The 26,010-nt window shown below is 66.1% G+C and carries 29 protein-coding genes; 24 read left to right on the forward strand and 5 right to left on the reverse strand.

From position 1 onward, the window contains the following. Positions 1-9 precede the first annotated feature (9 nt). From fabD to DFR40_RS03200, 5 genes are all read left to right on the forward strand, one after another. Complete coding sequence (gene fabD / locus DFR40_RS03180) at positions 10-936, forward strand: ACP S-malonyltransferase (RefSeq protein WP_121457043.1); 927 nt, start codon at positions 10-12, stop codon at positions 934-936. Between the two features lie 3 nt (positions 937-939). Beyond that, on the forward strand, positions 940-1,680 hold the full coding sequence (gene fabG, locus DFR40_RS03185; RefSeq protein ID WP_121457044.1) for a 3-oxoacyl-ACP reductase FabG: 741 nt from the start codon (positions 940-942) through the stop codon (positions 1,678-1,680). A gap of 72 nt (positions 1,681-1,752) precedes the next feature. Next, positions 1,753-1,989: an acyl carrier protein gene (gene acpP, locus DFR40_RS03190; protein ID WP_028995618.1), complete on the forward strand. Its 237-nt coding sequence runs from the start codon at positions 1,753-1,755 to the stop codon at positions 1,987-1,989. A 75-nt stretch (positions 1,990-2,064) separates the two neighbouring features. Then, entirely contained in the window at positions 2,065-3,300 is a 1,236-nt protein-coding gene (gene fabF, locus DFR40_RS03195) for a beta-ketoacyl-ACP synthase II (protein ID WP_121457451.1), read from the forward strand. 30 nt (positions 3,301-3,330) lie between these two features. Continuing rightward, a complete protein-coding gene (locus DFR40_RS03200; protein WP_121457045.1) occupies positions 3,331-3,750 on the forward strand; it encodes a protein YgfX in 420 nt (139 codons plus the stop codon). Here DFR40_RS03200 and nadB read toward each other — a convergent pair. Further along, positions 3,704-5,302, reverse strand: coding sequence for an L-aspartate oxidase (nadB, locus tag DFR40_RS03205; protein ID WP_425453926.1), 1,599 nt, complete (start codon positions 5,300-5,302; stop codon positions 3,704-3,706). The two genes, DFR40_RS03200 and nadB, sit on opposite strands and share 47 nt — an antisense overlap. A gap of 163 nt (positions 5,303-5,465) precedes the next feature. On the opposite strand from nadB, the gene rpoE reads away from it, so the two are divergent. Genes rpoE through nagZ form a run of 13 tightly spaced genes read left to right on the forward strand, consistent with a single transcriptional unit; the run spans position 5,466 to position 15,624 of the window. Then, complete coding sequence (rpoE, locus tag DFR40_RS03210) at positions 5,466-6,065, forward strand: RNA polymerase sigma factor RpoE (protein WP_121457046.1); 600 nt, start codon at positions 5,466-5,468, stop codon at positions 6,063-6,065. After that, positions 6,065-6,526, forward strand: a complete 462-nt coding sequence (locus DFR40_RS03215) for a SoxR reducing system RseC family protein (protein ID WP_121457047.1) — start codon at positions 6,065-6,067, stop codon at positions 6,524-6,526. Before rpoE ends, DFR40_RS03215 begins: the two co-directional genes overlap by 1 nt. Further along, positions 6,523-7,944, forward strand: a complete 1,422-nt coding sequence (locus DFR40_RS03220; RefSeq protein WP_121457048.1) for a DegQ family serine endoprotease — start codon at positions 6,523-6,525, stop codon at positions 7,942-7,944. The genes DFR40_RS03215 and DFR40_RS03220 overlap by 4 nt, the downstream gene beginning before the upstream one ends. Further along, entirely contained in the window at positions 7,931-8,179 is a 249-nt protein-coding gene (locus DFR40_RS03225) for a glutaredoxin family protein (protein WP_121457049.1), read from the forward strand. The genes DFR40_RS03220 and DFR40_RS03225 overlap by 14 nt, the downstream gene beginning before the upstream one ends. A 58-nt stretch (positions 8,180-8,237) precedes the next feature. Then, a complete protein-coding gene (gene lepA / locus DFR40_RS03230) occupies positions 8,238-10,028 on the forward strand; it encodes a translation elongation factor 4 (RefSeq protein ID WP_121457050.1) in 1,791 nt (596 codons plus the stop codon). Positions 10,029-10,036: 8 nt separating this feature from the next. Continuing rightward, a complete protein-coding gene (lepB, locus tag DFR40_RS03235; protein WP_121457051.1) occupies positions 10,037-10,825 on the forward strand; it encodes a signal peptidase I in 789 nt (262 codons plus the stop codon). Between the two features lie 10 nt (positions 10,826-10,835). Beyond that, on the forward strand, positions 10,836-11,186 hold the full coding sequence (locus DFR40_RS03240; RefSeq protein ID WP_121457453.1) for a DUF4845 domain-containing protein: 351 nt from the start codon (positions 10,836-10,838) through the stop codon (positions 11,184-11,186). A 2-nt stretch (positions 11,187-11,188) separates the two neighbouring features. Further along, positions 11,189-11,857, forward strand: a complete 669-nt coding sequence (gene rnc / locus DFR40_RS03245; protein ID WP_121457052.1) for a ribonuclease III — start codon at positions 11,189-11,191, stop codon at positions 11,855-11,857. Further along, on the forward strand, positions 11,854-12,738 hold the full coding sequence (gene era / locus DFR40_RS03250; RefSeq protein WP_121457053.1) for a GTPase Era: 885 nt from the start codon (positions 11,854-11,856) through the stop codon (positions 12,736-12,738). Before rnc ends, era begins: the two co-directional genes overlap by 4 nt. 24 nt (positions 12,739-12,762) lie before the next feature. Beyond that, positions 12,763-13,491: a DNA repair protein RecO gene (gene recO / locus DFR40_RS03255; RefSeq protein ID WP_121457054.1), complete on the forward strand. Its 729-nt coding sequence runs from the start codon at positions 12,763-12,765 to the stop codon at positions 13,489-13,491. Beyond that, entirely contained in the window at positions 13,488-14,249 is a 762-nt protein-coding gene (locus DFR40_RS03260) for a pyridoxine 5'-phosphate synthase (RefSeq protein WP_121457055.1), read from the forward strand. Before recO ends, DFR40_RS03260 begins: the two co-directional genes overlap by 4 nt. Continuing rightward, on the forward strand, positions 14,246-14,623 hold the full coding sequence (acpS, locus tag DFR40_RS03265; RefSeq protein ID WP_121457056.1) for a holo-ACP synthase: 378 nt from the start codon (positions 14,246-14,248) through the stop codon (positions 14,621-14,623). Before DFR40_RS03260 ends, acpS begins: the two co-directional genes overlap by 4 nt. Next, entirely contained in the window at positions 14,620-15,624 is a 1,005-nt protein-coding gene (gene nagZ / locus DFR40_RS03270) for a beta-N-acetylhexosaminidase (protein ID WP_211329715.1), read from the forward strand. Before acpS ends, nagZ begins: the two co-directional genes overlap by 4 nt. A gap of 1 nt (position 15,625) precedes the next feature. On the opposite strand, the gene arfB is transcribed toward nagZ, so the two are convergent. Beyond that, positions 15,626-16,072 carry an alternative ribosome rescue aminoacyl-tRNA hydrolase ArfB gene (arfB, locus tag DFR40_RS03275; protein ID WP_425453927.1) on the reverse strand — a complete coding sequence of 149 codons (447 nt, stop codon included), beginning with the start codon at positions 16,070-16,072 and terminating at the stop codon, positions 15,626-15,628. Between the two features lie 41 nt (positions 16,073-16,113). On the opposite strand from arfB, the gene DFR40_RS03280 reads away from it, so the two are divergent. From DFR40_RS03280 to DFR40_RS03305, 6 genes are all read left to right on the forward strand, one after another. Then, a complete protein-coding gene (locus DFR40_RS03280; protein WP_121457057.1) occupies positions 16,114-16,659 on the forward strand; it encodes a glutathione peroxidase in 546 nt (181 codons plus the stop codon). Beyond that, positions 16,659-17,675 carry a methyltransferase gene (locus DFR40_RS03285; protein WP_121457058.1) on the forward strand — a complete coding sequence of 339 codons (1,017 nt, stop codon included), beginning with the start codon at positions 16,659-16,661 and terminating at the stop codon, positions 17,673-17,675. The genes DFR40_RS03280 and DFR40_RS03285 overlap by 1 nt, the downstream gene beginning before the upstream one ends. A 161-nt stretch (positions 17,676-17,836) precedes the next feature. Further along, the gene (locus DFR40_RS03290; protein WP_121457059.1) at positions 17,837-18,670 is read left to right on the forward strand and encodes a hypothetical protein; all 834 of its coding nucleotides are present in this window, start codon (positions 17,837-17,839) and stop codon (positions 18,668-18,670) included. After that, complete coding sequence (locus DFR40_RS03295) at positions 18,663-19,727, forward strand: 4Fe-4S binding protein (protein ID WP_245985588.1); 1,065 nt, start codon at positions 18,663-18,665, stop codon at positions 19,725-19,727. The genes DFR40_RS03290 and DFR40_RS03295 overlap by 8 nt, the downstream gene beginning before the upstream one ends. Continuing rightward, positions 19,717-20,478, forward strand: a complete 762-nt coding sequence (locus tag DFR40_RS03300) for an urease accessory protein UreH domain-containing protein (protein ID WP_121457061.1) — start codon at positions 19,717-19,719, stop codon at positions 20,476-20,478. Before DFR40_RS03295 ends, DFR40_RS03300 begins: the two co-directional genes overlap by 11 nt. A gap of 27 nt (positions 20,479-20,505) precedes the next feature. After that, on the forward strand, positions 20,506-22,434 hold the full coding sequence (locus tag DFR40_RS03305; protein ID WP_121457062.1) for a TonB-dependent receptor plug domain-containing protein: 1,929 nt from the start codon (positions 20,506-20,508) through the stop codon (positions 22,432-22,434). A gap of 35 nt (positions 22,435-22,469) precedes the next feature. Here the strand turns inward: DFR40_RS03305 and DFR40_RS03310 are convergent, their stop codons facing one another. The 3 genes from DFR40_RS03310 to argC are packed head-to-tail and all read right to left on the reverse strand — an operon-like array spanning position 22,470 to position 25,941. Then, positions 22,470-23,312 (reverse strand): putative RNA methyltransferase, encoded by an 843-nt coding sequence (locus tag DFR40_RS03310; RefSeq protein ID WP_121457063.1) that lies wholly within the window; start codon positions 23,310-23,312, stop codon positions 22,470-22,472. A gap of 8 nt (positions 23,313-23,320) precedes the next feature. Then, positions 23,321-24,994: an ABC-F family ATP-binding cassette domain-containing protein gene (locus DFR40_RS03315; RefSeq protein WP_121457064.1), complete on the reverse strand. Its 1,674-nt coding sequence runs from the start codon at positions 24,992-24,994 to the stop codon at positions 23,321-23,323. Then, positions 24,991-25,941: an N-acetyl-gamma-glutamyl-phosphate reductase gene (gene argC, locus DFR40_RS03320; RefSeq protein ID WP_121457065.1), complete on the reverse strand. Its 951-nt coding sequence runs from the start codon at positions 25,939-25,941 to the stop codon at positions 24,991-24,993. The genes DFR40_RS03315 and argC overlap by 4 nt, the downstream gene beginning before the upstream one ends. Positions 25,942-26,010 lie beyond the last annotated feature (69 nt).

Here is a 26,010-nt window from a genome sequence, read left to right on the forward strand (position 1 = left end):
GACTGATCGATGTCTTTTGCCTTCGTATTTCCCGGCCAGGGCTCGCAGAGTGTTGGCATGATGGCGGCCTACGGCGATGCCGCCGTGGTTCGCGCCACCTTTGACGAAGCTTCCGCCGCGCTTGGCGATGATCTGTGGGCGATGGTTGCCGACGGTCCGGCCGAAGTTCTGACCCAGACCGTCAATACCCAGCCGGTCATGCTCACTGCCGGTATCGCCGCCTGGCGCCTGTGGTGCGAGAAGGGCGGCAAGATGCCGGCCGTCGTCGCCGGTCACAGCCTGGGCGAATATTCGGCGCTGGTCGCCGCTGGTGTCATCGAGTTCAAGGACGCGGTGCCGCTGGTCCGCCTGCGCGCTGCCGCCATGCAGGAAGCGGTGCCGCTCGGCACCGGCGCGATGGCTGCCGTGCTCGGCCTGGACAACGCCGGCATCGTTGCCGCCTGTGCTGAAGCCGCGCAGGGCGAGATCGTCGAGCCGGTCAATTTCAACGCCAACGGCCAGACCGTGATTGCCGGCCACAAGGGCGCCGTCGAACGCGCCATGGACGCCTGCAAGGCGCGCGGTGCCAAGATGGCCAAGGCGCTGCCGGTGTCGGCCCCGTTCCACTCCTCGCTGATCCGCCCGGCCGCCGACAAGCTGGCGGCGCGTCTGGCCGAGCTGACGCTGCAGGCGCCGAAGATCCCGGTGATCAACAACGTCGACGTGGCGATCGAAAACGATCCGGCCCGGATCAAGGACGCGCTGGTGCGCCAGGCCTACAACCCGGTGCGCTGGGTCGAGACGATCCAGAAAATGGCCGCCATCGGCGTGTCGACCGTGGCAGAGTGCGGTCCGGGCAAGGTCCTGGCCGGTCTGACCAAGCGCTGTGCCGACGGTGTCGCCGGGGTCGCCCTGGCCGACGCGGCGGCCATCGAAGCCAACCTCGGCCTGGAGTAAGCGATGCTCAACGACAAGATTGCGCTGGTGACCGGCGCTACTCGCGGCATCGGTCGCGCCATCGCCCTCGAACTCGGTCGCCAGGGTGCCACCGTGATCGGTACGGCGACCAGCGAAGCCGGTGCCGGGCAGATTTCGGTCTACCTCGCCGAAGCCGGCATCAAGGGCCGCGGCGTCGTCCTCAACGTCACCGACAACGCCCAGACCGATGCCGTGCTCGCCGATGTTGCCAAGGAATTCGGTGCCATCACCGTGCTCGTCAATAACGCCGGCATCACCCGCGACAATCTGGCGATGCGCATGGGCGACGACGAGTGGGATGCGGTTGTCGATACCAACCTGAAGGCGGTTTTCCGCCTGTCGCGCGGCGTCATGCGCGGCATGATGAAGGCGCGCTTCGGCCGCATCGTCAATATTTCGTCAGTGGTCGGCTATTCCGGCAACGCCGGCCAGGCCAACTACTGCGCCGCCAAGGCCGGCGTCGCCGGTCTCTCCCGTTCGCTGGCGCGCGAGCTGGGCAGCCGCAACATCACGGTCAATTGCGTCGCGCCGGGCTTCATCGCCACCGACATGACGCATGCGCTGACCGAAGAACAAAAGGCCGCGATGCTGGCCTCGATTCCGCTGGCCCGTGCCGGCACGCCTGAAGACGTCGCCGGTGCGGTCGGCTTCCTGGTTTCTCCCGCTGCCTCGTATGTCACGGGTACCACCGTGCATGTGAATGGCGGCATGTTCATGGATTGATTTCACCAAGTCCCGGCTTTTGGTAGAATCAACACGTTTTTTTTCGTACCCCGAGGGGAAGGAGTTTTTCGAATGGATAACATCGTAGAGCGCGTCAAGAAGATCGTCGCCGAACAACTGGGTGTGAACGAAGCGGACATCAAGAACGAGTCCTCCTTCGTCGACGATCTGGGCGCGGATTCGCTGGACACCGTCGAGCTGGTCATGGCGCTGGAAGAGGAATTCGAGTGCGAAATTCCGGACGACCAGGCCGAGAAGATCACGACCGTCCAGCAGGCTGTCGATTACATCCTCGCCAACAAGCAGTAAGCCAATTCCGGTTTGAACCCGACAAGGCCGGCCCGCTAGGCCGGCCTTGTCACTTTTGCTTTCGGAGTGCACATCTTGGCACGTCGCAGAGTCGTCATTACCGGCCTGGGTCTGATTTCCCCGGTCGGCAACAGCGTCGAAGAAGGCTGGCAGAACATCATTGCCGGCCGTACCGGTATCGCGCCGATCACCCGTTTCGACACCTCCACCTTCCCGGTCCAGTTTGCCGGCGAAGTCAAGAATTTCGACATCACCCAGTACATCTCGGCCAAGGACGCACGCCGCATGGATACCTTCATCCATTACGGCCTGGCGGCGGGCATGCAGGCCGTGCGTGATGCCGGTCTCGACCAGGAGGGCGTCGCCGATCCCGAGCGCGTCGGTGTCGCCATCGGTTCAGGTATCGGCGGCCTGCCGCTGATCGAAGCCACCAAGGACGAGTACAACGCGGCCGGCGTGCGCAAGGTCTCGCCGTTCTTCGTTCCGGGGTCGATCATCAACATGATCTCCGGCAACCTGTCGATCGAGTTCGGCTTCAAGGGGCCGAACCTGTCGATCGTCACCGCCTGCACGACCGGCACTCACTCGATCGGCGAAGCTGCGCGCATCATCGAATACGGCGATGCCGACGTGATGGTCGCCGGCGGTGCCGAATCGACGGTTTCGCCGCTCGGTCTCGGCGGCTTCTGTGCCGCCCGCGCGCTGTCCACCCGCAACGACGACCCGGCCACCGCCAGCCGTCCGTGGGACAAGGACCGCGATGGTTTCGTGCTGGGCGAGGGCGCCGGCGTCCTGGTTCTCGAGGAGTACGAGCACGCCAAGGCCCGCGGCGCCAAGATCTACGCCGAAGTGGCTGGCTACGGCATGAGTGCCGATGCCTACCACATCACCGCCCCGAACATGGACGGCCCGCGCCGCTCGATGGTCAATGCGCTGAAGAACGCCGGCGTGACGCCGGCCGACGTCCAGTACGTCAATGCGCACGGCACATCGACCCCGCTCGGCGACAAGAACGAATCGGACGCGATCAAGGCCGCTTTCGGCGATGCCGCCTACAAGATCGTCGTCAATTCGACCAAGTCGATGACCGGTCACCTGCTTGGTGGCGCCGGCGGCGTCGAATCCTTGTTCACGGTGCTGGCGATCCATCACCAGATCTCGCCGCCGACGATCAACATCTTCAATCAGGATCCGGAGTGCGATCTGGATTACTGCGCGAACCAGGCGCGGCCGATGAAGATCGACGTGGCGCTGAAGAACAACTTCGGCTTCGGCGGTACCAACGGCTCGCTGGTGTTCAAGCGGGTCTAGGTCCCCGGATTTCGTTCCGGCGTACGAACGATGCAGCTTCCGATCACGATCGGGCTGCACCGTTCGCGTTTTATCGACGATGTTCTACTCTTGGTGTTGCTGCTGGTATTGGCGGCGGGGCTGTTGCTTCCCGGGCATTCGCCGTGGTCCGCAGGGATCTTGCTGCTTGGTGGTTTAAGCGGTGCTCTGGCCTGGCGCGGGTTGCGGCCGCAGGTCGAGGCCTTGCGCCTGCTTGCCGATGGTGGGCTGGAAATCCGCCGGGTCGCCGAAACGGCTTTCGTGGCTGTCGAGACCGAGCCCGGAGCGCTGCTGCATCCTGCCTTGCTGGTGGTGCGACTGCGCGCCGCGGACGGCCGTCGGGCCCTGCTGACGCTGACGGTCGACAGTCTTTCGCGAGAAGATTTCAGGCGCCTGCGAGTTTTCCTGCGCTGGCGCGGCGGCGCTGCCTGAGGACCGTGTTGCGCGGCTTTTTCGCCGTTTCCGGGTAATCGCGCGAATAGTGCAGGCCGCGGCTTTCGCGGCGGAGCATGGCGCAACGGATGATCAACTCGGCGGTCAGCACCAGGTTGCGCAGTTCGATCAGGTCATGGCTGACGCGGAAGTTGGCGTAGAACTCGTTGATCTCGCGCTTGAGCAGGCGGACGCGGTGTTCGGCGCGCTTCAGGCGCTTGGTCGTGCGCACGATGCCGACGTAGTCCCACATGAAGCGGCGCAGTTCGTCCCAGTTGTGCGAGATGACCACTTCCTCGTCGGCGTCGGTGACGCGGCTGTCGTCCCAGTGCGGCAGGGCCGGCGGCAGGGTGGTTTTCTGCGCCAGCATATCGCTGACCGCGGCTTCCGAGAAGACCAGGCATTCGAGCAGCGAATTCGAGGCCAGCCGGTTGGCCCCGTGCAGGCCGGTGCAAGACGCTTCACCGGCGACATAGAGGCCGGCGACGTCAGTGCGGCCGCTGAGGTCGCAGACGACGCCGCCGCAGGTGTAGTGGGCTGCCGGGACCACCGGGATCGGCTCGCGGGCGATGTCGATGCCGAGTTCCAGGCAGCGTGCGTGGATGTTCGGGAAATGCTCGCGGATGAAGGCTTCGCCCTTGTGCGAGATATCCAGATAGACGCAGTCGAGGCCGCGTTTCTTCATTTCGAAGTCGATGGCGCGGGCGACGATGTCACGCGGCGCCAGTTCCTCGCGTTCGTCGTGCTCGGGCATGAAGCGGGTGCCGTCGGGCAGCTTGAGCAGGCCGCCTTCACCGCGTACCGCTTCGGAAATCAGGAAGGACTTGGCCTTCGGGTGGTACAGGCAGGTCGGGTGGAACTGGATGAATTCCATGTTGGCGACGCGGCAGCCGGCCCGCCAGGCCATCGCGATGCCGTCGCCGGTCGAGGTGTCGGGGTTGGTCGTGAACAGATAGACCTTGCCGGCGCCGCCGGTGGCGATCAGCGTGCTGGCGGCGCCGATGGTCAGTACCTCGCCGGACTGGCTGTCGAGGACGTAGGCCCCGTGGCAGCGATTCTCGCCGGTGCCGATTTTCGTGCCGGTGATCAGGTCGACCGCGATATGGTCTTCGAAAACCCGGATGTTGGCGTGCTTGCGCACTTTCTCGGTCAGCGTCTGCTGGACCGCGGCGCCGGTCGCATCGGCGACGTGAATGACGCGGCGCGCACTGTGGCCGCCTTCGCGGGTCAGGTGGTAGCCGGACTCGTCCTTGGTGAAGGGGACCCCTTGCTCGATCAGCCATTCGATGGCGCGGCGGCCGTTCTCGACGACGAAGCGGGTGGCCTTTTCGTCGTTCAGCCAGGCGCCGGCGACGAAGGTGTCCTGGATGTGGGCCTCGATCGAGTCGCGGTTGTCGAGTACTGCGGCGATGCCGCCCTGGGCCCATCCGGAAGCCGAATCCTCGAGCTTGCGCTTGCTGATCAAGGCGACCCGGCAATGGTCCGCCAGGCGCAGCGCGGCCGACTGGCCGGCAAGTCCGCTGCCGATGATGAGCACATCAAAGTTGAGCACGATGGTTCCCGGAGAAGATGAATCCGGGCCGCAATATAGCACGCAGGAAACGATTCAGACCGTTACAGAAAATCACAATTAAGGATAAGTCGCAGGGGCGGACCCCAAATCGGCTGCGTTATACTGCGCCTCACAAGAACATTCCCCGGGGAAAAACAGAGTCATGAGCGAGCGCGAGGTCGATCAGTTGCTGGTCGAACGGGCGCAAGGCGGCGATCAGACCGCCTTCGACCAGTTGGTTAACAAGTACCAGCGCAAGCTGGGGCGCTTGTTGTCGCGCTACATCCGCGATGCGGCAGAAGTCGAGGATGTCTCGCAGGAGGCTTTCATCAAGGCCTACCGCGCCTTGCCGTCGTTCCGCGGCGACAGCGCCTTCTACACCTGGCTGTACCGGATCGGGATCAATACCGCCAAGAATTATCTGGTTTCCCAGGGCCGCCGGGCGCCGACCTCGACCGAGTTCGACGCCGACGAAGCCGAAGGATTCGAGGATGCCGCGTTGCTGCGCGACATCAACACGCCGGAAAGCCTGCTCATGTCGAAGCAGATCGGCCAGACCGTGAACAGCGCGATGGACGCCCTGCCCGAAGAGTTGCGCACGGCGATCGTGCTGCGCGAGATCGAGGGGCTGTCCTACGAAGAAATCGCCGGCATCATGAACTGTCCGATCGGTACCGTCCGTTCGCGCATCTTCCGGGCCCGCGAGGCAGTCGCCGGCAAGCTGCGGCCCTTGCTCGACACGGCTCCCGACCGGCGCTGGTGATGCAGGGCGAAGCGAGCACGATCCGCGCCGTGGTCCGTGCGGTGGACGCCGACGGCGCCCATGTCGAGGTTGCCCAGGGCGGCTGCGGGCGTTGTCACGAAAAAGGTGGCTGCGGTGGCCAGCACCTGACCCAGGCCTTCTGCAGCGGTCCGCGCCGCTACTACGTGGCCAACGACATCGGTGTCCAGGTTGGCGACCAGGTCACTGTCGAGGTCGCGGCCGGCAGTCTGCGGCGTGGCGCCAACCTGGCCTACGGCATGCCGCTGCTCGGCCTGATCGGCGGTGCGCTGGCCGGCAAGGCGCTGGCCGGTGACGCTGGGGCGATCATCGGCGGCGGCCTCGGCCTGGTGCTGGCGTACTGGTTGCTCGCCAGAAAAACGCGAAATTCGCCCGTCGACCGTCAAACCCAGCCGCGCATCGTTGCTCGCCATGCCCCGGCCAGCGAGGCCGTGCCACGATGAAGCGGCTCCTCGCCGTCGTCGCCCTTTGTCTGTGCTGCGGCCTGGCCGCAGCGCAGGTGCGCGGCCTGCCCGATTTCAGCGAGCTTGCCGAACGCCAGGGGCCTGCCGTCGTCAATATCGGCACCAGCCAGTTGGCGCGGAGCCAGGCACTGCCGCTGCCCTTTGACGAGAACGACCCGGCTTTCGAGCTGTTCAAGCGCTTTTTTCCGCGCCAGCCGGGGGCCGGCGGCACGCCACGAGAATTCGAGAGCAAGTCGCTTGGCTCGGGTTTCATCATCAGTGCCGACGGCTACATCCTGACCAACGCCCACGTTGTCGATGGCGCCGACGAGGTCAGCGTTCGCCTGACCGACAAGCGCGAGTTCAAGGCCAGGCTCGTCGGTGCCGACAAGCGTACCGACGTCGCCCTGCTCAAGATCGATGCCGCCGGGCTGCCCGTCGTCAAGCTCGGCGACCCGACGCGGCTCAAGGTTGGCGAATGGGTGGTGGCGATCGGCTCGCCTTTCGGTTTCGACAACTCGGTCACGGCCGGTATCGTTTCGGCGAAGGGCAGGGCGTTGCCGCAGGAAAATTACGTGCCTTTCATCCAGACCGATGTGGCGATCAATCCGGGCAACTCCGGCGGGCCGCTGTTCAACCTGAATGGCGAGGTGGTCGGCATCAATTCCCAGATATACAGCCGCAGCGGCGGTTACATGGGGGTTTCGTTCGCGATTCCGATCGATGTCGCGATGGAAATCCAGCAACAACTGCGGTCGACCGGGAAAGTCAGTCGCGGCCGGCTCGGCGTGGTCATCCAGGAGGTGAGCAAGGAGCTGGCCGAGTCGCTCGGTCTGGCTCGCCCGATGGGCGCCGTGGTCAATGCCATCGAGCCAGACGGGCCGGCGCAGAAAGCCGGCATTGCCGCCGGCGACGTGATTCTCCGGTTCGACGGCAAGACGGTGAACAGCTCGGCCGAGCTGCCCCGCCTGGTCGCCGCGACCCGGCCGGGGACGCGGGCGCTGGTCCAGGTCTGGCGCCAGGGCAAGTTGCGCGAGATCGCGGTGACGGTCGGCCAGATGGTCGACGAACGGGCCGAGCCTGCCCGTCCGGAACGCAAGGGGCGGGCGCAGCCGCAGGCGGCCAACCGGCTGGGGCTGGTGGTGGCCGAGTTGGCGCCGGAAAAACGGCGCGAGCTTGGTGTCGATGGCGGCCTGCTGGTCGAGGAAGTGCGCTCGGCCGGTGCCCGCGCCGAGCTGCGCCCGGGTGATGTGCTGCTTGCCCTGATCAGTCGCGGCAGTGCCACCGAACTCAAGTCGGTCGAACAGTTCAGCAGGCTGCTCGGCCAGTTCGACCGGAACGCCAACATCACCCTGCTGATCCGTCGCGGCGACCTGCAAACCTTTGTCACCATCCGGGGATCGAATGCCAACCATTGAACTGACCTTGATGAGCCGCGGCTACTGTCACCTCTGCCACGACATGGAGGCGGCGCTGGCGCCGCTGGCGGCGGAATTCGGGGCGACGGTGACGGTGGTCGATGTCGATGCCGATCCGGCGCTCGAAGCCAGATACGACGAACTGGTGCCGGTGCTGCTGCATGGCGAAACCGAGCTCTGTCACTACTTCCTGGACGAGGCCAAAACCCGTGAATATTTGGCTGGAATCCGCTAGAATTCAGGGTCTTCCGAATCGCTAAGGGCGCCGTTAGCGCCCTTTTTTACTGCCTGCAATGGACCACATCAGAAACTTCAGCATCATCGCCCACATCGACCACGGCAAATCGACCCTGGCCGATCGCATCATCCATCTCTGCGGCGGCCTGTCCGATCGCGAAATGGAGGCGCAGGTGCTCGATTCGATGGATATCGAGCGCGAGCGCGGCATCACCATCAAGGCGCAGACGGCGGCGCTGCAGTACAAGGCGCGTGACGGCAAGGTGTACAACCTGAACCTGATCGACACGCCGGGACACGTCGACTTCTCCTACGAGGTTTCGCGCTCGCTGTCGGCCTGCGAAGGCGCACTGCTGGTCGTCGATGCCTCGCAAGGTGTCGAGGCACAGACGGTGGCCAATTGCTACACGGCGCTCGACCTCGATGTCGAGGTGGTGCCGGTGCTCAACAAGATCGACCTGCCGTCGGCCGACCCGGACAACGCCCGCCAGGAAATCGAGGACGTGATCGGCATCGACGCCACCGACGCGGTGCTCGCTTCGGCCAAGACCGGCCTCGGCGTCGAGGACATCCTCGAAGCCGTGATCGCCTGCGTGCCACCGCCCAAGGGCGACGTCAGCGCGCCGCTGAAGGCGCTGATCATCGACTCGTGGTTCGACAACTACGTCGGCGTCGTCATGCTGGTGCGTGTCGTCGAAGGCGAGATGAAGCCGAAGGACAAGCTCTACTTCATGTCCACCGGCGCCACCCAGTTGTGCGAACAGGTCGGCGTGTTCACCCCGAAATCCCTGCAGCGCCCTTCGCTGAAGGCCGGCGAGGTCGGTTTCGTGATCTCCGGGATCAAGGAGCTGAAAGCCGCCAAGGTCGGCGACACGATCACCCTGGCCGACCGTAAAGCGCCGGAGCCGCTGCCCGGCTTCAAGGAAATCAAGCCGCAGGTGTTCGCCGGGCTCTACCCGGTCGAGTCGAACCAGTACGACTCGCTGCGCGAAGCGCTGGAAAAGCTCAAGCTCAACGACGCCTCGCTGCAGTACGAGCCGGAAGTCTCGCAGGCGCTGGGCTTCGGCTTCCGCTGCGGTTTCCTCGGCCTGCTCCACATGGAAATCGTCCAGGAACGCCTGGAGCGCGAGTTCGACCAGGACCTGATCACCACCGCGCCGACCGTGGTTTATGAGGTCGTCCAGCGCGACGGCTCGGTGATCCAGGTCGAGAACCCGGCCAAGCTGCCGGAAGTCAGCAAGGTCGAGGAAGTGCGCGAGCCGATCATCACCGCCACCATCTTCGTGCCGCAGGACTACCTGGGCAACGTCATCACGCTGTGCAACCAGAAGCGCGGCAACCAGGTCGACATGCACTACCACGGCCGCCAGGTGAAGCTGGTCTATGAAATGCCGATGGCCGAAGTGGTCATGGATTTCTTCGACAAGCTGAAGTCCTGCTCCAAGGGCTATGCCTCGCTCGACTACGATTTCAAGGAATACCGCGCCGCCGACGTGGTCAAGCTCGACATCCTGATCAATGGAGAGAAGGTCGATGCGCTGTCGCTGATCGTGCACCGCTCCAATTCGCAGTACCGCGGCCGCGAACTGGCGTCGAAGATGCGTGAGCTGATTCCGCGCCAGATGTACGACGTCGCCATCCAGGCGGCCATCGGCTCGCACATCATCGCCCGCGAGAACGTCAAGGCGATGCGCAAGGACGTGCTGGCCAAGTGCTACGGCGGCGACATCACCCGCAAGAAGAAGCTGCTGGAAAAGCAGAAGGCCGGCAAGAAGCGCATGAAACAGGTCGGTTCGGTGGAAATCCCGCAGGAAGCCTTCCTCGCCGTGCTGCGCGTCGATAACTGAGATACCGCATGAACTTCGCCCTGATCCTCCTCGTCCTGACCGTCATCACCGGCATCCTGTATGCGGTGGACATTCTCAAGTTCCGGAAATTGCGCGCCGCCAGCGACAAGCAGCCCCCGTGGGTGGAGTGGGGCGCCGATTTCTTCCCGGTGATCCTGATCGTCTTCGTGCTCCGCTCCTTCCTTTTCGAGCCGTTCAAGATCCCCTCGGGGTCGATGATCCCGACCTTGCTGGTCGGCGACTTCATTCTTGTCAACAAGTACACCTACGGCATCCGCCTGCCGGTGATCAACACCAAGATCATCGACATCAACCAGCCGCAGCGCGGCGACGTGATGGTCTTCCGCTACCCCGAAGATCCTTCGCTCGACTACATCAAGCGCGTCGTCGGCCTGCCCGGCGATACCGTTGCCTACCAGAACAAGCAACTGTCGATCAACGGCAAGCCGGTCGAGATGAAGCGTATCGGCGATTACCTGCATTCGGAGCGTCTCTACTATTCCGAGCAGTACACCGAGATGCTCGGCGAGGTCGAGCATCGCATCCTCAACGACACCGATGCACCGGATTTCGTGCCTGGCGTATCCGCCTTTCCCTACCGGGAAAATTGCACTTACAATGCCAGCGGCGTGATTTGCAAGGTGCCGGACGGTCATTACTTCATGATGGGCGACAATCGCGACAACAGTCGCGACAGCCGGGCCTGGGGCTTCGTGCCGGAGGCCAACATCGTCGGCAAGGCCTTCTTCATCTGGCTGAACTTCAGCGACTTCAGCCGCATCGGTGCATTCAGATAAGGTGGAAACCATGAAACAGCAACGTGGCGTAGCGCTTTCCGGTCTGCTCTTCTGGAGCCTCGTCTTGGTCCTCGTGGCAGTGCTCGGCCTGAAGGTGACGCCGAGCGTCATCGAGTACTACAAGATTCTCAAGGACACCAAGGCGGTAGTCGCCAAGGCGACGCCGGACGCAACCGTGGCCGAGCTGCGCCGCTCCTTCGAGAAATTCGCCGAGGTCGATCACCTGGATTTCTCCTCGAAGAACCTCGAGATCTTCAAGGATCGCGGCCAGGTGGTCATCGAATTCGCCTACGAAAAGCGCATCCCGTTGTTCGCCAACGTCAGCCTGGTGATCGACTACAAGGGGACGACCGCGGAATAGGCATGACCGCGAAGATTCCTCCGCTGGAGATCGGCCACGTATTTTCCGATCCGGTGCTGCTGCGCACCGCGCTCACCCATCGCAGCTTCGGCACGCCCAACAACGAGCGCCTGGAGTTCCTCGGCGACGGCATCCTCGATTGCGTGATCGCCGACCTCCTGTACCGCCGTTTTCCCGAGTTGCCCGAGGGCGACCTGTCACGGCTGCGCGCCAACCTGGTCCGCCAGGAAACGCTGCACGGCCTGGCCCAGCAGCTGCGCATCGGCACGCTGTTGCGCCTCGGCGAGGGCGAACTGAAAAGCGGCGGGGCGGCCCGTCCGTCGATCCTCGCCGATGCCCTCGAAGCCGTCTTCGGCGCCGTCTATCTCGATGCCGGCTTTGGTGCTGCCAGCGAAGTCATCGCCCGGCTCTACGCGCCGCTGCTCGCCGGCCTCAAGCCCGGCCAGTTCCAGAAGGACGCCAAGACCCGCCTGCAGGAATGGCTGCAGGGCCGGAAGAAGCCGCTGCCGCGCTATGTCCTGCTGGAAACCAGCGGCGCCGCCCATGAACAATCCTTCGTCGTTGCCTGCGAGATCGATCAGCCGGCGCTGCGCTCCCAAGGTGTTGGCAGCAGTCGCCGCATCGCCGAACAGAATGCCGCCGAAGCGGCCTTGAAAGCCCTCAATCCATGACCGAAATCCGCTCCGGCTACATCGCCATCGTCGGCCGCCCCAACGTCGGCAAGTCGACGCTGCTCAACCACCTGATCGGCGAGAAGATCAGCATCGTCTCGCGCAAGGCGCAGACCACCCGGCACCGCATCACCGGCATCCTGACCGAAGCCGACGCCCAGTTCGTCTTCGTCGATACGCCGGGCTTCCAGACCAAGTTCTCGAACGCGCTGAACCGGGCGATGAACCGTGGCGTGACGCAGACCTTGAACGACGTCGATCTCGTCCTATTCGTCATCGAGGCCGGCCGCTACGACGCCAAGGACAAGGCGGTCGTCCGCTTGTTGCCGAAGGACCGGCCGGTGATCCTGGTCATCAACAAGACCGACCTGCTGAAGAGCCGGGAAGCCTTGCTGCCTTTCCTCGCCGAAGTCTCGGCCGATTTCGACTACACCGCCGTGGTTCCGGTCAGCGCTGCCAAGGGCCGGCAGACGCAGGACCTGCTCAAGGAGGCGCGCAAGCACCTGCCGAACGAGGGCCTGATGTTCCCCGAGGACGACCTGACCGACAAGTCGGAACGCTTCCTCGCCGCCGAATACATCCGCGAGAAGGTCTTCCGCCTGCTCGGCGACGAACTGCCGTACGCCACCGCCGTCGAGATCGAGAAGTTCGAGGTCGAGGGCAACCTGCGCCGAATTTACGCTGCCATCGTCGTCGACCGTGAGAATCACAAGGCGATCGTCATCGGCAAGGGCGGCGAATCGCTCAAGCGCATCGCCAGCGAGGCGCGCCAGGACATGGAGCGGCTGTTCGACGGCAAGGTCTATCTCGAAGTCTGGGTCAAGGTGAAGTCGGGCTGGAACGACGACGAACGCCTGCTCAAGAGCCTCGGCTACGAGTAATCCCCTTACCTGGGCCATCTCGCCATGAGTCTGCGCAGCAAGGTCGACGGCCAGCCCGCCTACGTGCTGCACAGCATGCCGTTTCGCGAGACCAGCCTGATCGTCGAAGTCTTCAGCCGCGATTTCGGCCGCATGGCGCTTCTGGCGCGCGGCGCCCGCCGGCCGCGGGCGGCGATCCGCGGCCTGCTGATGGGTTTCCAGCCGCTGGAAATCGGCTGGGCCGGCAAGGGCGAGGTGCTGACGCTGATGAAGGCCGAATGGGTCGGCGGCCAGCCGCTGCTCGGCGGCGAGGCGCTGTTCTGCGGCTACTACCTGAACGAGTTGCTGATGCATTTGCTGCCGCGCGAGGACGCGCACCAGACGCTGTTCGCCCGCTACGCCGAAACCCTGCAGCGCCTGGCCGCGCACAGCGACGCGGCGACCCGCGAGGGCGATCTGCGCAGCTTCGAGAAGGCGCTGTTGCAGGAACTCGGTTATGGCCTGATGCTCGACCACGATGCAGCCGGCGAGCCGATTGTCGCCGAGGCGTTCTACACTTACCGGATGGAGCAGGGGCCGGTGCGTCTGGCGCATGCCGAAGCCGATGCCCAGGTGGTGCGCGGCAGCAGCTTGCTCGATCTTGGCGCCGGCGATTTCTCCAACCCGCGTTCGCGTGGCGAGGCCAAGACGCTGATGCGCACGCTGCTGAGCTATTACCTGGGCGGCCAGGAACTGGAAACCCGCAAGATTTTCAAGGAGTTGCAGGAACTATGATCGAACTCGGCGTCAACATCGACCACATCGCCACCGTCCGCCAGGCCCGGCGCACCTACGAACCCGATCCCGTCTGGGGCGCTGTCGAGGCGCATCTGGGTGGTGCCGATGGCATCACCGTCCATCTGCGCGAGGATCGCCGGCACATCCAGGATGCCGACGTCCGCCGGCTCAAGGAAACGACGCAGATCAAGCTCAACCTGGAAATGGCGGCGACTGACGAGATGGTCGGCATCGCCTGCGCGACCCGGCCGGAAATGGCCATGCTGGTGCCGGAAGGGCGGCACGAGGTGACCACCGAGGGCGGCCTCGACATCGTCGGCCAGGAGGCTCGCCTCAAGGACGTGATCGCCCGCCTGCGCGACGCCGGCATCACCACCAGCGTCTTCATCGACGCCGAAATCCCGCAGATCGAGGCGGCGGCGCGGATCGGTGCCAGCGTCTGCGAGATCCACACCGGCCCCTACGCCCATGCCTTCTACGAGAAAGGCCGCGATGCCGAGGCGCCGGCGGTGCTCGCCGAACTGCAGAAAATCCGCGTCGCCGGCCGTGCTATCCGCCAGCTCGGCATGCGCTTCAACGCCGGCCATGCGCTCAACTACTACAACGTCCAGCCGGTCGCCCGACTGGCCGGCATCCGCGAACTGCACATCGGCCACGCCATCGTCAGCCGCGCCGTCTTTGTCGGCTTGCGCGAGGCGGTGCGCGAGATGAAGGCTTTGATGGTCGCTGCCGCGGCGAATCCGGAAGCGGAATGATCGTCGGCATCGGCACCGACATCGTCGCTGTCGCCCGGCTGCGCGGCATGTGGGAACGGCACGGCGACAAGGCGCTGGACAAGCTGCTGGCGCCGGATGAGCTGGACGATTTCGCGCGTGCCGCCGACAAGGGCCGCTTCCTGGCCAAGCGCTTCGCCGCCAAGGAGGCCTTTGCCAAGGCTTTCGGCACTGGCGTGCGGCCGCCGGTGCTGCTGCCGGCGATTGCCGTCGGCCACGACGCACTGGGCAAGCCGGTGTTTCACTTTCACGGTCAACTGGCGGAAATTGTCGAAAACCGGCGGTTGACCGTTCACCTTTCGATCAGCGACGAAGCCGAATACGCCGTCGCCTACGTTTTGCTGGAGCAAGCATGAGCGCCAAGCTGCCCGGTCCGCTGATGATCGACATCGCCGGCACCGAACTCACCGACCTCGACCGTGAACGCCTGTGCCACCCACTGGTCGGCGGCATCATCCTGTTCACCCGCAATTACCGCGACCGCGCTCAGCTCACAGCGCTGTGCGATGAAATCCACGCGCTGCGCGAGCCGCGCCTGCTGATCGCCGTCGATCACGAAGGGGGCAGGGTGCAGCGCTTCCGCGAGGGCTTCACCCGGCTGCCGCCGATGCGCGCCCTCGGCCAGCTGCACGACAGCGATCCGGCTGCCGCGCTGACAGCCGCCCGCGCCGCCGGTTTCGTGCTCGCCGCCGAACTGCGCGCCTGCGGCGTCGATTACTCGTTCACGCCGGTGCTCGACCTCGACTACGGCCCGTCGCGCGTCATCGGCGACCGCGCCTTCCACCGCGACCCGGCGGTCGTCGTTGCACTCGCCGGTGCCCTCGGCGAGGGGCTGAAAGCCGGCGGTACGGGCACCTGCGGCAAGCATTTCCCCGGCCACGGCTACGTCATTCCCGACTCGCATGTCGAGCTGCCGATCGACGACCGGCCGCTCGCGGCGATGGCCGACGACCTGCGCCCCTACCGCGAACTGGTACTCGACGCGGTGATGGCGGCGCATGTCATCTACGAATGTTTCGACTGCAATACTGCTGTATTTTCAAATAAATGGATAGGTTATTTGAGAAACGACTTGAAGTTTGACGGGGTTGTTTTCACCGACGATCTGTCGATGGCCGGTGCCGGCGTCGTCGGCGACATGCTGGCGCGCGTGCAGACCGCCTGGGCCGCTGGCTGCGACATGCTGCTCGTCTGCAACGCACCGGACGCCGTCGCCCAGGTACTCGCCGGCTGGCAACCGGAAATCGATGCGCGCCGCGGCGAGCGCGTCGCCCGGCTGCTGCCGGCGGATACCCGGTGCTATGCCGACCCGCATCTCTATCGCGAAGCGCTGCAGGCGCTGGCGCGGCTTGCCTGAGTCAGTCGTCGCCGCCGCGACGCGCTGCCTTCAGCGCCGAATGCCGGCGCTTGGCTTCCTGACGGCGGCGGACGGCGCCACGGCTCGGTTGGGTCGGCCGGCGCGCCTTGGCCTCGACGCAGGCGGCGGCGACCAGCATTTCCAGCCGGCGCAGCGCCTCGGCGCGGTTTTTTTCGAGGCTGCGGAATTCCTGCGCCTTGATCACCAGCACGCCGTCCTTGCTGATGCGCCGGTCGTCGAGCGCCAGCAGGCGGGCACGCACGGCTTCCGGCAGCGACGAGGCGGTGATGTCGAAGCGCAGGTGGGCGGCGCTCGACACCTTGTTGACGTTCTGCCCGCCGGCGCCCTGAGCGCGAATGGCAGTGAATTCAATTTCGTCGGGCGGAATCGCGGGAATCTTCATGCCCGCCAGTGTAGCGCGGCGACGTGCCGGGAACGCAGCGGCCATTCGCGGACTCCAAGCGGCGTCCGCCAACCCAGGAGAAAACAATGAACGACAGCCTCTACGACATTCCGCTAAACAGCCTCGACGGCCGCCCGGCCAGCCTGCGCGACCACGCCGGCGAAGTGCTGCTGGTGGTCAACGTCGCCTCGCGCTGTGGCCTGACGCCGCAGTACGAGGGCCTGGAAAAGCTGCACCGGGAACTGGCGGTGCGCGGTTTCCAGGTGCTCGGCTTCCCATGCAACGATTTCGCCGGCCAGGAACCGGGCACACCCGAGGAGATCGGCGCCTTCTGCAGCAGCAATTACGGCGTCAGCTTTCCGCTGTTCGCCAAGCTGCAGATCAACAGTGCGCCGCGCCATCCGCTCTACGCGGCGCTGATCGCCGCGGCGCCGGCAACCGTCTTCCCGGCCGGCAGCGATTTCCGCGCCAAGCTCGCCGGCTACAACATGCTGCCGGCCAACGCCAGCGACGTGCTGTGGAATTTCGAAAAATTCCTGGTCGACCGTGAGGGGCGCGTCGTCGGCCGCTTCTCGCCCGATACCGCGCCCGACGACGCGGCGCTGCGGGCGGCGATCGAGACGCTGCTCTGATGTCGGCCAAGCCCGACGTCTGCCTGCCAAGCGGTGACGCCGAGCTGGCGATGCTCGACGTCTATATGCCGATGATGAAATCGGCGGCCATCGTCTCGGCCGGCCAGCTCGGCCTGTTCGAAGCGCTCGCCGCCGGGCCGCTGGCCGCCGGCGAACTGGCCGGGCAGCTGCAGGCGTCGGCGCGCGGCATCGCGACGCTGGCCGATTTCCTGGTCGCCATCGGCTATCTCGAACGCCAGGGCGAGGCCTACGCCAACACGGCGTTGACCCAGCGCTGGTTCACCTCACGCGGCGCCGTCGATTACACGCCGGGCCTGCTGTGGACCGCCGAAGCCTGGCCGATGCTGGGTGAGCTGGCCGGTGCGGTGCGCCGCGGCGGGCCGCAGACCACGCTGTGGCAGGCGATGCAGGCGCGGCCGCAGCTCGGCGAGCGGTTTTCCGCCTACATGGGCGCGTTCGCCCGCGACCTCGGCCCCGACTTGCTGGCGCGTGTGCCGGTAGGCGACGAGCAGCGCCGCCTGCTCGATCTCGGCGGCTCGCACGGCCTGCATTCGATCCGCTTCTGCGAGCGCTATCCGCAACTCAGCGCGCAGATCGTCGACCTGCCCAGCGCGCTGAGCGAGACGCCGGCGACCATCGCCGCCCACGGCCTAGCCGAACGCATCGCGCTGACCCCGGGCGACGTTCTCGAGTTCGACTGGGGCCAGGGCTTCGACCTCGTCTTCTACCTCTCGGTCGCGCACAACCAGGGCGCCGACGACAACCGCCACGTCATCCGGCGCATCCGCGACAGCCTCAAGCCCGGCGGCCTGCTGGTGATCCACGAATACCTCGACGACCAGCCGCCCGGCGCCTACCATGCCGCCTTCAAGCTGACGCTGCTCTACGAGACCGGCACGCAGATCCACCGCGAAGCCGACTACCGCGACTGGCTGGGCGAAGCGGGTTTTGCCGCTATCGAACGCATCGACCTCGATCCGCGCGAGAAGGGCTCGCTGCTGCTGGCCCGCTGCTGAACCGGTTTTTGCCCGGATCTGACCGTCGACCGTCAGATCCGGGCAAGTTGACCTGGATCAATTAAATCAAATAATCATGCACTTAGTGCGACAACTTGTCGCATTCCCAGCGATGTAACGCTGTGTAACCATTGCGCGCCTTCTGACTTTCGGCGTATGCAATGCCCAGATTCCGTTTCTCCTTCATCCCGCTGCTGGCGCTTCTGTTGAGTGCCGGCGGCGCTGCCGCGCAGGCTCATGGCGAGCATGGCGATCACCTCGAACCGGCGGCGTGGACCCGTCATCCGCAGCTGCTGGTCACGATGACGCGCGGTGCGGCCCCGGGCCTGCGGGTTAGCGCGGTCGGTGGCGCCTTCGAGCACGTCGTCCTGCAGACGCCGGAAGCGCCGGCTGCCGTCGTCCTCGACGCGGCGGCCGGTGGCTGGACGGTGAGCAAGGCGCAGATGGGGAGCGGCGGCCACCTGTGGTTGATGGCGACCCGCGAGAACGCAAGCGAAGTCGTGCGCGCCGCCACCCATTACTTTTTCCCGGCCCGGCACCGGGTGCCGACCGAGATGCTGCGCGCTCCGCGCGGCGGCCTCGAGATCGTTCCCCTGCGCCTGCAGGAGCATGGCGGCACGCGCGAAGGCAGCCGCTGGCGCTTCCTGCTGCGTCACGACAACCAGGCCTTGCCCGGCAAGCCGCTGACGCTGGAAACCGAAGGCGGCAGCCGGCGGCAGTTCGAAGCCGACGCGGACGGCATCGCCGAGGTGGTCTTCCCGCACGATTTCCGGCCCGAACGATTGACCGCGAAGGAGGGCATCAACGCCCGCCAGGCCTTCGTCCTCGCCGTCGAGCACGAAGCCGGCGGCAAGCGCCATCTGACCACCTACAACCACGTCTACAACCCCGACCGGATGCGCGAACGCAGCCTGGCCCTGGGCGCTGGCGTCTTCGCGCTGGGCATGCTCCTGGCCGTGCCGCTGCTGCGCCGCAAGGAGAAGAAAGATGCGTGACTTGCTCAAGCAGGCGGCGCCGACGCTGTCGCGGCTGCGCTTCCTGGTGCAGTTGCTGACTTTTGCCCTCAGCGTCTATGGCGGCCTGCTCGTCGGCAGCTACGCGGCGCAGAAGATTTCCACCGCACTGCCGGCGCTGTCCTGCGCCTACGACAGCGTCAATGGCGGCTACTGCGTGCTGGTGCCGCTGCAGCACCAGATGGACCACCGCGTCGGCGCGGTGATGGCGCGGGCGCAGCAGGTCACAGTGCAGGTGCTGATCCCGGTGTTCGTCACCTTCAGCACCTTCCTGCTGTTCTTCTTCGTTCTCGGCAAGGCCTTCTGCGCCTGGGTCTGCCCGCTGGGGACGGTGCAGGAATGGCTGTTCCGTCTTGGCCGCCGCCTCGGTTTCGCCATGACGCCGGTGCCGGCCGGCAAGCTGCGCTGGCTGCGCCCGGTGAAATGGCTGGTCTTGCTCGCCCTGGTCTTCGTCGTTCCCTTGCTTGCCGGCCTCGGCTACGCGCCGCATTCGGCCGGCAACCCGTATTGCGACATCTGCCCGTCGCGCATCGTCACCACCTTGCTCACCGCCAATACCGAGGAACTGGCGATCCGTACCGGTGCCGACGGCTTCAGTCTCGGTCTCGGCATTGTCGGCAACCTGCTCGCCGGCTTCGTCGTCGCCGCCGCGCTGGCGGTGCGTCAGCCGTTCTGCCGCATCTGCCCGATGCTGGCGCTCAACGCCGTCGCCCGGCACGCCGCGCTGCTGCGCCTGAGCAAGGTCGAACACGGCAAATGCGACAAGTGCGGCATCTGCACCAGGGCCTGTCCGATGGACATCCCGGAAATCCACCACGCGCACGGCCGACGGGCCTTCAACGAAGATTGCACGCTGTGCGGACGCTGCGCCGAGTTCTGTCCCGACGATGGCGTCATCGGCATCAAGTTCGGGCCGCTGGCGCTCTTCTCCTCGGCCCGCGACTACTACAAGAAACGGGTCCGCGGCGAAACGCCGGAAGGCGAGGTCAAGCCGATACGCATCGTGCGCAAACCAGCGCGGGAAACCCATGCCGGCTGAAACCCCGACCTCGCTGCTGACCGTCTTCCTGCTCGGCGTCTCGCTCGGGCTGACCGCCTGCGCCGCGACCTGCCTGCCGTTCATCGGCACGCTGGCCTTCGGCAAGGCCGGCGGCCGGCGCGCCGGGCTGGTCGATACCGGGCTTTTCCTCGGCGGTCGCCTGCTCGCCTATGCGATGCTCGGCGGGCTGGCCGGGCTGGTCGGCGCCGGTTTCGTCAAATGGCTGGCCGGCGGCCTCGGCAACCTGGTCATCGGCGGCGTCGCCTGCCTGACTGCCTTGCTGCTGGCGGCGCCGCCGCAGAAACACCACGCCGTTTGCGGTCGACCGCAAAAACTGGCCAGTTTTCCGCCTTTCCTGCTCGGCGTCGCCCTGACGCTGATTCCCTGCGCGCCGCTGGCCACGCTGCTGGCGACCGCGGCGGCCGGACCGTCGGCCGGGCAGGGCGCGCTGCTCGGCCTGGTCTTCGGTCTCGGGGCGCTGCTCACCCCGATGCTCGTCCTGATTCCCGCCTGCGCCAGCCTCGGCGGCCATCTGCGCGGCGACCAGCCGTGGCTGGCCGGGCTGCTCCGCCAGGGGGCCGCCGTCGTGCTGCTGCTCATCGGCTGCCGGCGGATCGCCACTCTGTCGCCGCTGGCCGCGCTGCTGGTGCTGCTCTGCGTCCTGCTCGCGGCGCTGCTCATGCATTGGCGGCGGTGGCGGACGCCCCGGGCGCCGGTCTTTCCCCTTGTCTTCCGCGCCGGTGCGGACTGACTGTTTTCACTGCAACCTGCTGATTCCATGAAAAACCAAGATCCATCCGTTCTGCCGCGCCTGCATCCGCTCAGCGCCGCCATCCTGCTCGCGCTTGCCGCGCCTTTGGCCGCCGAGGAGGCGGGCATCCTGTCCACCGTCGTCGTCACCGCCGCCAGCTACGCCCAGGACATCCGCGATGTCCAGGCCAGCGTCCAGGTCGTCGGCCGCCGCGAAATCGAGGCGACGCCCGGGGTTTCGCTGCTCGATTCGCTCGACCAGGCGGTCGGCGTGGACACCCGCGGCAGCTCGCTGAACAGCTCGGTGAGCATGCGCGGCATGACCGGCAGCGGCACGCTGATCCTCTTCGACGGCATGCGGCGTACCCAGAAATACGGCTCGCGCGACATCAACCTCTACGGCACCGAGGATGTCGAGCAGATCGAGATCGTCCGCGGCCCGATGTCCGCACTCTACGGCGCCGACGCCTCCGGCGGCGTGATCAACGTCATCACCCGCCAGCCCCGGCTGGGCAGCGGCTTGCACGGCGGCGTCTCGGTCACCTACGGCCAGTCGCAGGGGCGCCAGCGCGAGACCGATCTGTGGAAGGGCCATCTCGAGTACGGTGGCGAAGTGCTGACCCACCGGCTCAGCGTCGAGCAGCGCAATCGCGACGAGTACCGGGTGAACCGCGACAGCTACGCGGCCGATCTCAAGGGCGTCGATGAAACCTACGTCAACTACCAGGGATCGGCGCAGCTGGCGCCCGGGCAGAAGCTGCGGCTGACCCTCGAGCACACCCGCCAGGACGACGAAAGCCCGGGACAGCTGAGCAGCGCGCCGTTCACCCGCTTCAACGCCTACGAGCGCGAGGATCGCGACTACGGCAGCCTCGGCTACAGCGGCGAAGTCGGCCCCGGCATTCTCAGCCTGGACGCGTCGCTCGGCCGCAGCGAGGCGAAGACGACCCGCGCCTATCCCCTGATCGAGGCCACCGACTACACCCAGACTCAGTACGCCGCCCGCTATGTCCTGCCGTTTGGCGAACATACGCTGACCGTCGGCGCCGGCGAGCAGCATGACCGGCTGAGCATCGCCAACAACACCAGCCAGACGGGCGACCGCAGCAATCGTTACCTGCTCGCCCAGGCCGACATCCGCCTCAATCCTGCCTGGAGCGTGCTGGCCGGCATCCGCCACGACCGCTTCAACGAATTCGGCGACGCCACGACGCCGCGGCTGTCGCTGCAGTACGCCCCGGGCAACTGGCGCCTGCGCGCCAGCTACGGCGAATCCTTCCGGGCGCCGACCGTGCTCGAGCAGTACGCGACCTTCGTCCGCGGGCGCTTCCTGATCGTCGGCGATGCCAGCCTGGTGCCCGAGGAGAGCCGCAGCTACGAACTTGCTGCCGGTTATGGCGGCGAGCGCTTCAAGGTCGATCTGGCGGTGTACCGGACGCGCAGCAAGAACCTGATCACCACCATCTCGGCGCCGCGCCAGGCTGGCGATCCGGCCGGCGTCACCTCGCGCTCGGTGTATACCAATCTCGGCCAGGTGACGATCGAGGGCGTCGAACTCAGCGGCGCCTGGCAGATCGGCGAGGCGTGGACGCTGCGCGGCGCCTACGAGCATCTCGAGGCGCGCAACGACCTCAGCGGTGCCCGCCTGACCGGCCGCCCCGGCAGCATCGCCCGGGCCAGCGTGCATTACGCCCGCGGCGACTGGAGCGCCGACCTGCAGGGGCGCTATTACTTCAACTACTACAACAGCCACAACACCGTCCGCGGCCTCAACGTCTCCAGCGACTACGGCACCACCGACCTCAAGGTCGGCTATCGCATCGACAAGCGCTTTTCGCTGGCTGCCGGCGTCACCAACCTGTTCGATCAGCGCGCCCCCGACAACTGGGGCGCGATGTATTCGCTGGAAGATCCGCCGACCCGCTTCTTCTACCTGAGCGGCAACTACCGGTTCTGAGACGCAGCCGACCGGCGACGTTGACGGTCGACCGCCTAGATCCGCAGAAAACGGCTCAGGCGGACGTCGACCGTCAGCGTCAGCGTTTGCAGCGCGGCGGCGCGGGCGCGCCCCTCGGGCGTCGCCCGGTAGAGATGCGGGGTCATCGCCAGGAGGTCGGCGATGCTGGCCGCATCGTTGAGCGTCAGTGTCTGGCACAGGCTATCGCCGGGAGCGGCGGCAAACCCCTCGGGTAGCGGCGCTTCGCCGCTGCGCGGCGGCTTCAGCGTCGGGTAGATGATCTCGCGCAGTTCGCGCAGGTGGTCCGGGCCGGCGTCGATCATGATCAATTGGCCGCCCGGCTTGAGCGCGCGGGCGAATTCCGGATAGACCGGAAAGCCGAACAGGCAGAGCACGCGGTCGAGCGTTGCCGGCAGCACCGGCAGGCGGGCGTTGCTGCCGACGACCCAGGTCGCCGTCCCGCGCTGCGCTTTGGCCGCTGCCTGGACGGCCCATTTCGAGATGTCGAGGCCGAGCAGCGCCGGGGATTTTCCGGTGGCGCCGGCTGCCGCGGCGAGCTGGCGCAGGTAGTAGCCTTCGCCGCAGCCGGCGTCGAGGCAGGCGGCATCAGGCGGCAGCTCGGTCAGGGCGGCGCGCGCCGCCAGTTCGGCGATCGGCCGGTAGTGGCCGGCTTCCAGGAAGCGGCGGCGGGCGGCGACCATTTCCTTGCTGTCGCCGGGATCGCGTGAACGCTTGTGCTGTACCGGCAGCAGGTTGACGTAGCCTTGCGCAGCCTGGTCGTAGCGGTGGCCGGCCGGGCAGGTCCAGCCGCCATCGACCGGCGCCAGCGGCGCGCCGTCGAGCGGGCAGGCGAGGGCGGTGAACGCTGTCGTCGCCATCGCCGGCTTCAGGCCGCCTTGAGCAGTGCCGCGGCTTCCTCGCGAGCGCGCTTGGCTTCGTCGAGCAGGTAGCGCTGGTAGTCGTCGAGGTCGCCGTCGAAGGGGCCGACGCCCCCGCGCGAGACCAGCCAGAACTCGTCGCAGACCGAGCGCAGCATGGCGCGGTCGTGGCTGACCAGCATCACCGTGCCTTCGAACTCGTTGAGCGCAACGCACAGCGCTTCGCGCGTGTTGAGGTCGAGGTGGTTGGTCGGTTCGTCGAGGAGCAGCAGGTTGGGGCGCTGCCAGACCAGCATGCACAGCACCAGGCGCGCCTTTTCGCCGCCGCTCATGGTGCCGACCGCCTGCTTGACCATCTCGCCGCCGAAGTTGAAGTTGCCGAGGAAGTTGCGCAACTCCTGCTCGCGGCCCGGCACGTTGCTGCGGCCGGCGGCGATGGCTTCCTTGGCCAGCCGGATCATGTGTTCGAGCGGCGTGTCCTGCGGCCGCAGCACGTCGAGTTCCTGCTGCGCGAAGTAGCCGATGTTCAGGCCCTTGCCTTCGGTGACCTGGCCGCTGATGGCACCGAGGTCGCGGGCGATGGTCTTGACCAGCGTCGATTTGCCCTGGCCGTTGGCGCCGAGGATGCCGATGCGCTGACCGGCCATCACCGAACGGTTGATGTTGCGCACGATGGTCGTTGGCGGCGTACCGGCCGGCGCATCGGCGGGCGGCGGGTAGCCGATGGCGACATCGACCATCGACAGCATCGGGTTGGGCAGGTTCTGCGGTTCCTGGAATTCGAAGCTGAAGTCGGCGTCAGCGAGCACCGGCGCGATCTTTTCCATGCGTTCCAGCGCCTTGACCCGGCTCTGCGCCTGTTTGGCCTTGCTGGCCTTGGCCTTGAAGCGGTTGATGAAGGACTGCAGGTGGGCGATCTTGTCCGCCTGGCGGGCCATCGTCGCTTGCTGCAGCGCCATCTGCTCGGCGCGCATGTCCTCGAACTTGCTGTAGTTGCCGCCGTAGCGGACGAGCTTGGCGTTGTCGATGTGCAACGTGACCTGGGTGATCGCGTCGAGGAACTCGCGGTCGTGGCTGATCATCACCAGCGTGCCCTGGTAGCGCTTGAGCCAGGCTTCGAGCCAGACCATGGCGTCGAGGTCGAGGTGGTTGGTCGGTTCGTCGAGGAGCAGGATGTCCGACGGGCACATCAGCGCGCGCGCCAGTTGCAGGCGCATGCGCCAGCCGCCGGAGAAGCTGTTGACCGGCTGGTAAAGCTCGGAGACCTTGAAGCCGAGGCCGAGGATCAGCGCCTGGGCGCGCGCCTCGGCGTCGTGTTCGCCGGCGTCGTGCAGCGCCATGTAGGCTTCGGCCATGCGCATGCCGTCGTCGCTCGCCTCGGCGGCGGCGACTTCGTTGCGGGCGGCGAGCAGCGGCGTGTCGCCGTCGATGACGAAATCGGTCGCCGACTGGTCGGTTTCCGGCATCTCCTGGGCGACCTGGCCCATGCGCCACTGGCTGGGCATCGAGAAATCGCCGCCGTCTTCGTGCAGCTTGCCGCTGAGGAGCGCGAACAAGGTCGACTTGCCGGCGCCGTTACGCCCGACCAGGCCGACCTTCTCGCCCGGATTGATGGTGACCGTGGTCTTGTCGAGCAGCACTTTCGTGCCGCGGCGCAGGGTGACTTTGCTGAGGACGATCAAAGCAGGCCAGCGCTTTCCTCGACGCCGAGATGCACGTTCATCGCCTGCACGGCGGCGCCGGAAGCGCCCTTGCCCAGGTTGTCGAGACGGGCGATCACCAGCATGCGCTCGGCGTTGCCGAAGACCGCGATGTCGACGCGGTTGCTGCCGTTGTTGGCTTCAACATTGAAGAAACCGCCGTCGGTGGTGGCGTCGAGATCGACCGGCAGGACATTGATGAAGCGCTCGCCGGCGTAGTAGTCGGCGATGATCTTCTGGACGTCGGCCGGCGTTGCGGCGCGAGTGAATTGCGCCGGGTGCAGGTAGGCGGTGACGGCCAGGCCTTTATAGAACGGGCCGACGATGGGCTGGAAGATCGGCGCTACGCTCAGGCCGGTGTAGGCCTGCATTTCCGGCAGGTGCTTGTGCGCCAGGGCGAGCGCGTAGGCGCGCGGCGCCTTCAATTGCGTCGGGCTGGCGGCAGCGGCCTCGTAGTCGGCGATCATCGACTTGCCGCCACCCGAGTAACCGGTGATGGAATTGGCGGCGATCTGGGTGGCAGCCGGCAGCAGCCCGGCAGCGACCAGCGGGCGCAGCGCCAGGATGAAGGCGGTGGCGTGGCAGCCGGGGTTGGCGATGCGCTTGCTGGCGCGGATCTTCGCCCGCTGTTCCGGGCACAGTTCGGGCAGGCCGAAGACCCAGTCGGGATCGACGCGGTGCGCGGTCGAGGCGTCGATGACGCAGGTGTTCGGGTTGTCCACCAGGCTGGCCGATTCCTTGGCCGCCGCGTCGGGCAGGCAGAGGAAGGTGATGTCGGAGGCGTTGATCAGGCGCTTGCGCTCGGCGAGATCCTTGCGCTTGTCGGCGTCGATCTTGAGGATCTCGATGTCGGTGCGCTGCGCGAGGTATTCGTTGATCTGCAGGCCGGTGGTGCCTTCCTGGCCGTCGACAAAGACTTTGTAGCTCATGGTGGGTCCGCGGTTCGGGTTGGTTGAACGGGAATTCTGGCAGAAAAGCGTGTCGCTTTGGCGACAGCC

Source organism: Azonexus fungiphilus, assembly GCF_003634965.1.
In the GTDB taxonomy this organism is placed as follows: domain Bacteria; phylum Pseudomonadota; class Gammaproteobacteria; order Burkholderiales; family Rhodocyclaceae; genus Azonexus; species Azonexus fungiphilus.

Excerpts from the sequence above, each read along its gene's own strand:
- fabD (WP_121457043.1), top strand. The coding sequence starts at position 10 with ATGTCTTTTGCCTTCGTATTTCCCGGCCAGGGCTCGCAGAGTGTTGGC.
- fabG (WP_121457044.1), top strand. The coding sequence starts at position 940 with ATGCTCAACGACAAGATTGCGCTGGTGACCGGCGCTACTCGCGGCATC.
- acpP (WP_028995618.1), top strand. The coding sequence starts at position 1,753 with ATGGATAACATCGTAGAGCGCGTCAAGAAGATCGTCGCCGAACAACTG.
- DFR40_RS03200 (WP_121457045.1), top strand. The coding sequence starts at position 3,331 with ATGCAGCTTCCGATCACGATCGGGCTGCACCGTTCGCGTTTTATCGAC.
- rpoE (WP_121457046.1), top strand. The coding sequence starts at position 5,466 with ATGAGCGAGCGCGAGGTCGATCAGTTGCTGGTCGAACGGGCGCAAGGC.
- DFR40_RS03215 (WP_121457047.1), top strand. The coding sequence starts at position 6,065 with ATGCAGGGCGAAGCGAGCACGATCCGCGCCGTGGTCCGTGCGGTGGAC.
- DFR40_RS03220 (WP_121457048.1), top strand. The coding sequence starts at position 6,523 with ATGAAGCGGCTCCTCGCCGTCGTCGCCCTTTGTCTGTGCTGCGGCCTG.
- DFR40_RS03225 (WP_121457049.1), top strand. The coding sequence starts at position 7,931 with ATGCCAACCATTGAACTGACCTTGATGAGCCGCGGCTACTGTCACCTC.
- lepA (WP_121457050.1), top strand. The coding sequence starts at position 8,238 with ATGGACCACATCAGAAACTTCAGCATCATCGCCCACATCGACCACGGC.
- lepB (WP_121457051.1), top strand. The coding sequence starts at position 10,037 with ATGAACTTCGCCCTGATCCTCCTCGTCCTGACCGTCATCACCGGCATC.
- DFR40_RS03240 (WP_121457453.1), top strand. The coding sequence starts at position 10,836 with ATGAAACAGCAACGTGGCGTAGCGCTTTCCGGTCTGCTCTTCTGGAGC.
- rnc (WP_121457052.1), top strand. The coding sequence starts at position 11,189 with ATGACCGCGAAGATTCCTCCGCTGGAGATCGGCCACGTATTTTCCGAT.
- era (WP_121457053.1), top strand. The coding sequence starts at position 11,854 with ATGACCGAAATCCGCTCCGGCTACATCGCCATCGTCGGCCGCCCCAAC.
- recO (WP_121457054.1), top strand. The coding sequence starts at position 12,763 with ATGAGTCTGCGCAGCAAGGTCGACGGCCAGCCCGCCTACGTGCTGCAC.
- DFR40_RS03260 (WP_121457055.1), top strand. The coding sequence starts at position 13,488 with ATGATCGAACTCGGCGTCAACATCGACCACATCGCCACCGTCCGCCAG.
- acpS (WP_121457056.1), top strand. The coding sequence starts at position 14,246 with ATGATCGTCGGCATCGGCACCGACATCGTCGCTGTCGCCCGGCTGCGC.
- nagZ (WP_211329715.1), top strand. The coding sequence starts at position 14,620 with ATGAGCGCCAAGCTGCCCGGTCCGCTGATGATCGACATCGCCGGCACC.
- arfB (WP_425453927.1), bottom strand. The coding sequence starts at position 16,072 with ATGGCCGCTGCGTTCCCGGCACGTCGCCGCGCTACACTGGCGGGCATG.
- DFR40_RS03280 (WP_121457057.1), top strand. The coding sequence starts at position 16,114 with ATGAACGACAGCCTCTACGACATTCCGCTAAACAGCCTCGACGGCCGC.
- DFR40_RS03285 (WP_121457058.1), top strand. The coding sequence starts at position 16,659 with ATGTCGGCCAAGCCCGACGTCTGCCTGCCAAGCGGTGACGCCGAGCTG.
- DFR40_RS03290 (WP_121457059.1), top strand. The coding sequence starts at position 17,837 with ATGCCCAGATTCCGTTTCTCCTTCATCCCGCTGCTGGCGCTTCTGTTG.
- DFR40_RS03295 (WP_245985588.1), top strand. The coding sequence starts at position 18,663 with ATGCGTGACTTGCTCAAGCAGGCGGCGCCGACGCTGTCGCGGCTGCGC.
- DFR40_RS03300 (WP_121457061.1), top strand. The coding sequence starts at position 19,717 with ATGCCGGCTGAAACCCCGACCTCGCTGCTGACCGTCTTCCTGCTCGGC.
- DFR40_RS03305 (WP_121457062.1), top strand. The coding sequence starts at position 20,506 with ATGAAAAACCAAGATCCATCCGTTCTGCCGCGCCTGCATCCGCTCAGC.
- DFR40_RS03310 (WP_121457063.1), bottom strand. The coding sequence starts at position 23,312 with ATGGCGACGACAGCGTTCACCGCCCTCGCCTGCCCGCTCGACGGCGCG.
- argC (WP_121457065.1), bottom strand. The coding sequence starts at position 25,941 with ATGAGCTACAAAGTCTTTGTCGACGGCCAGGAAGGCACCACCGGCCTG.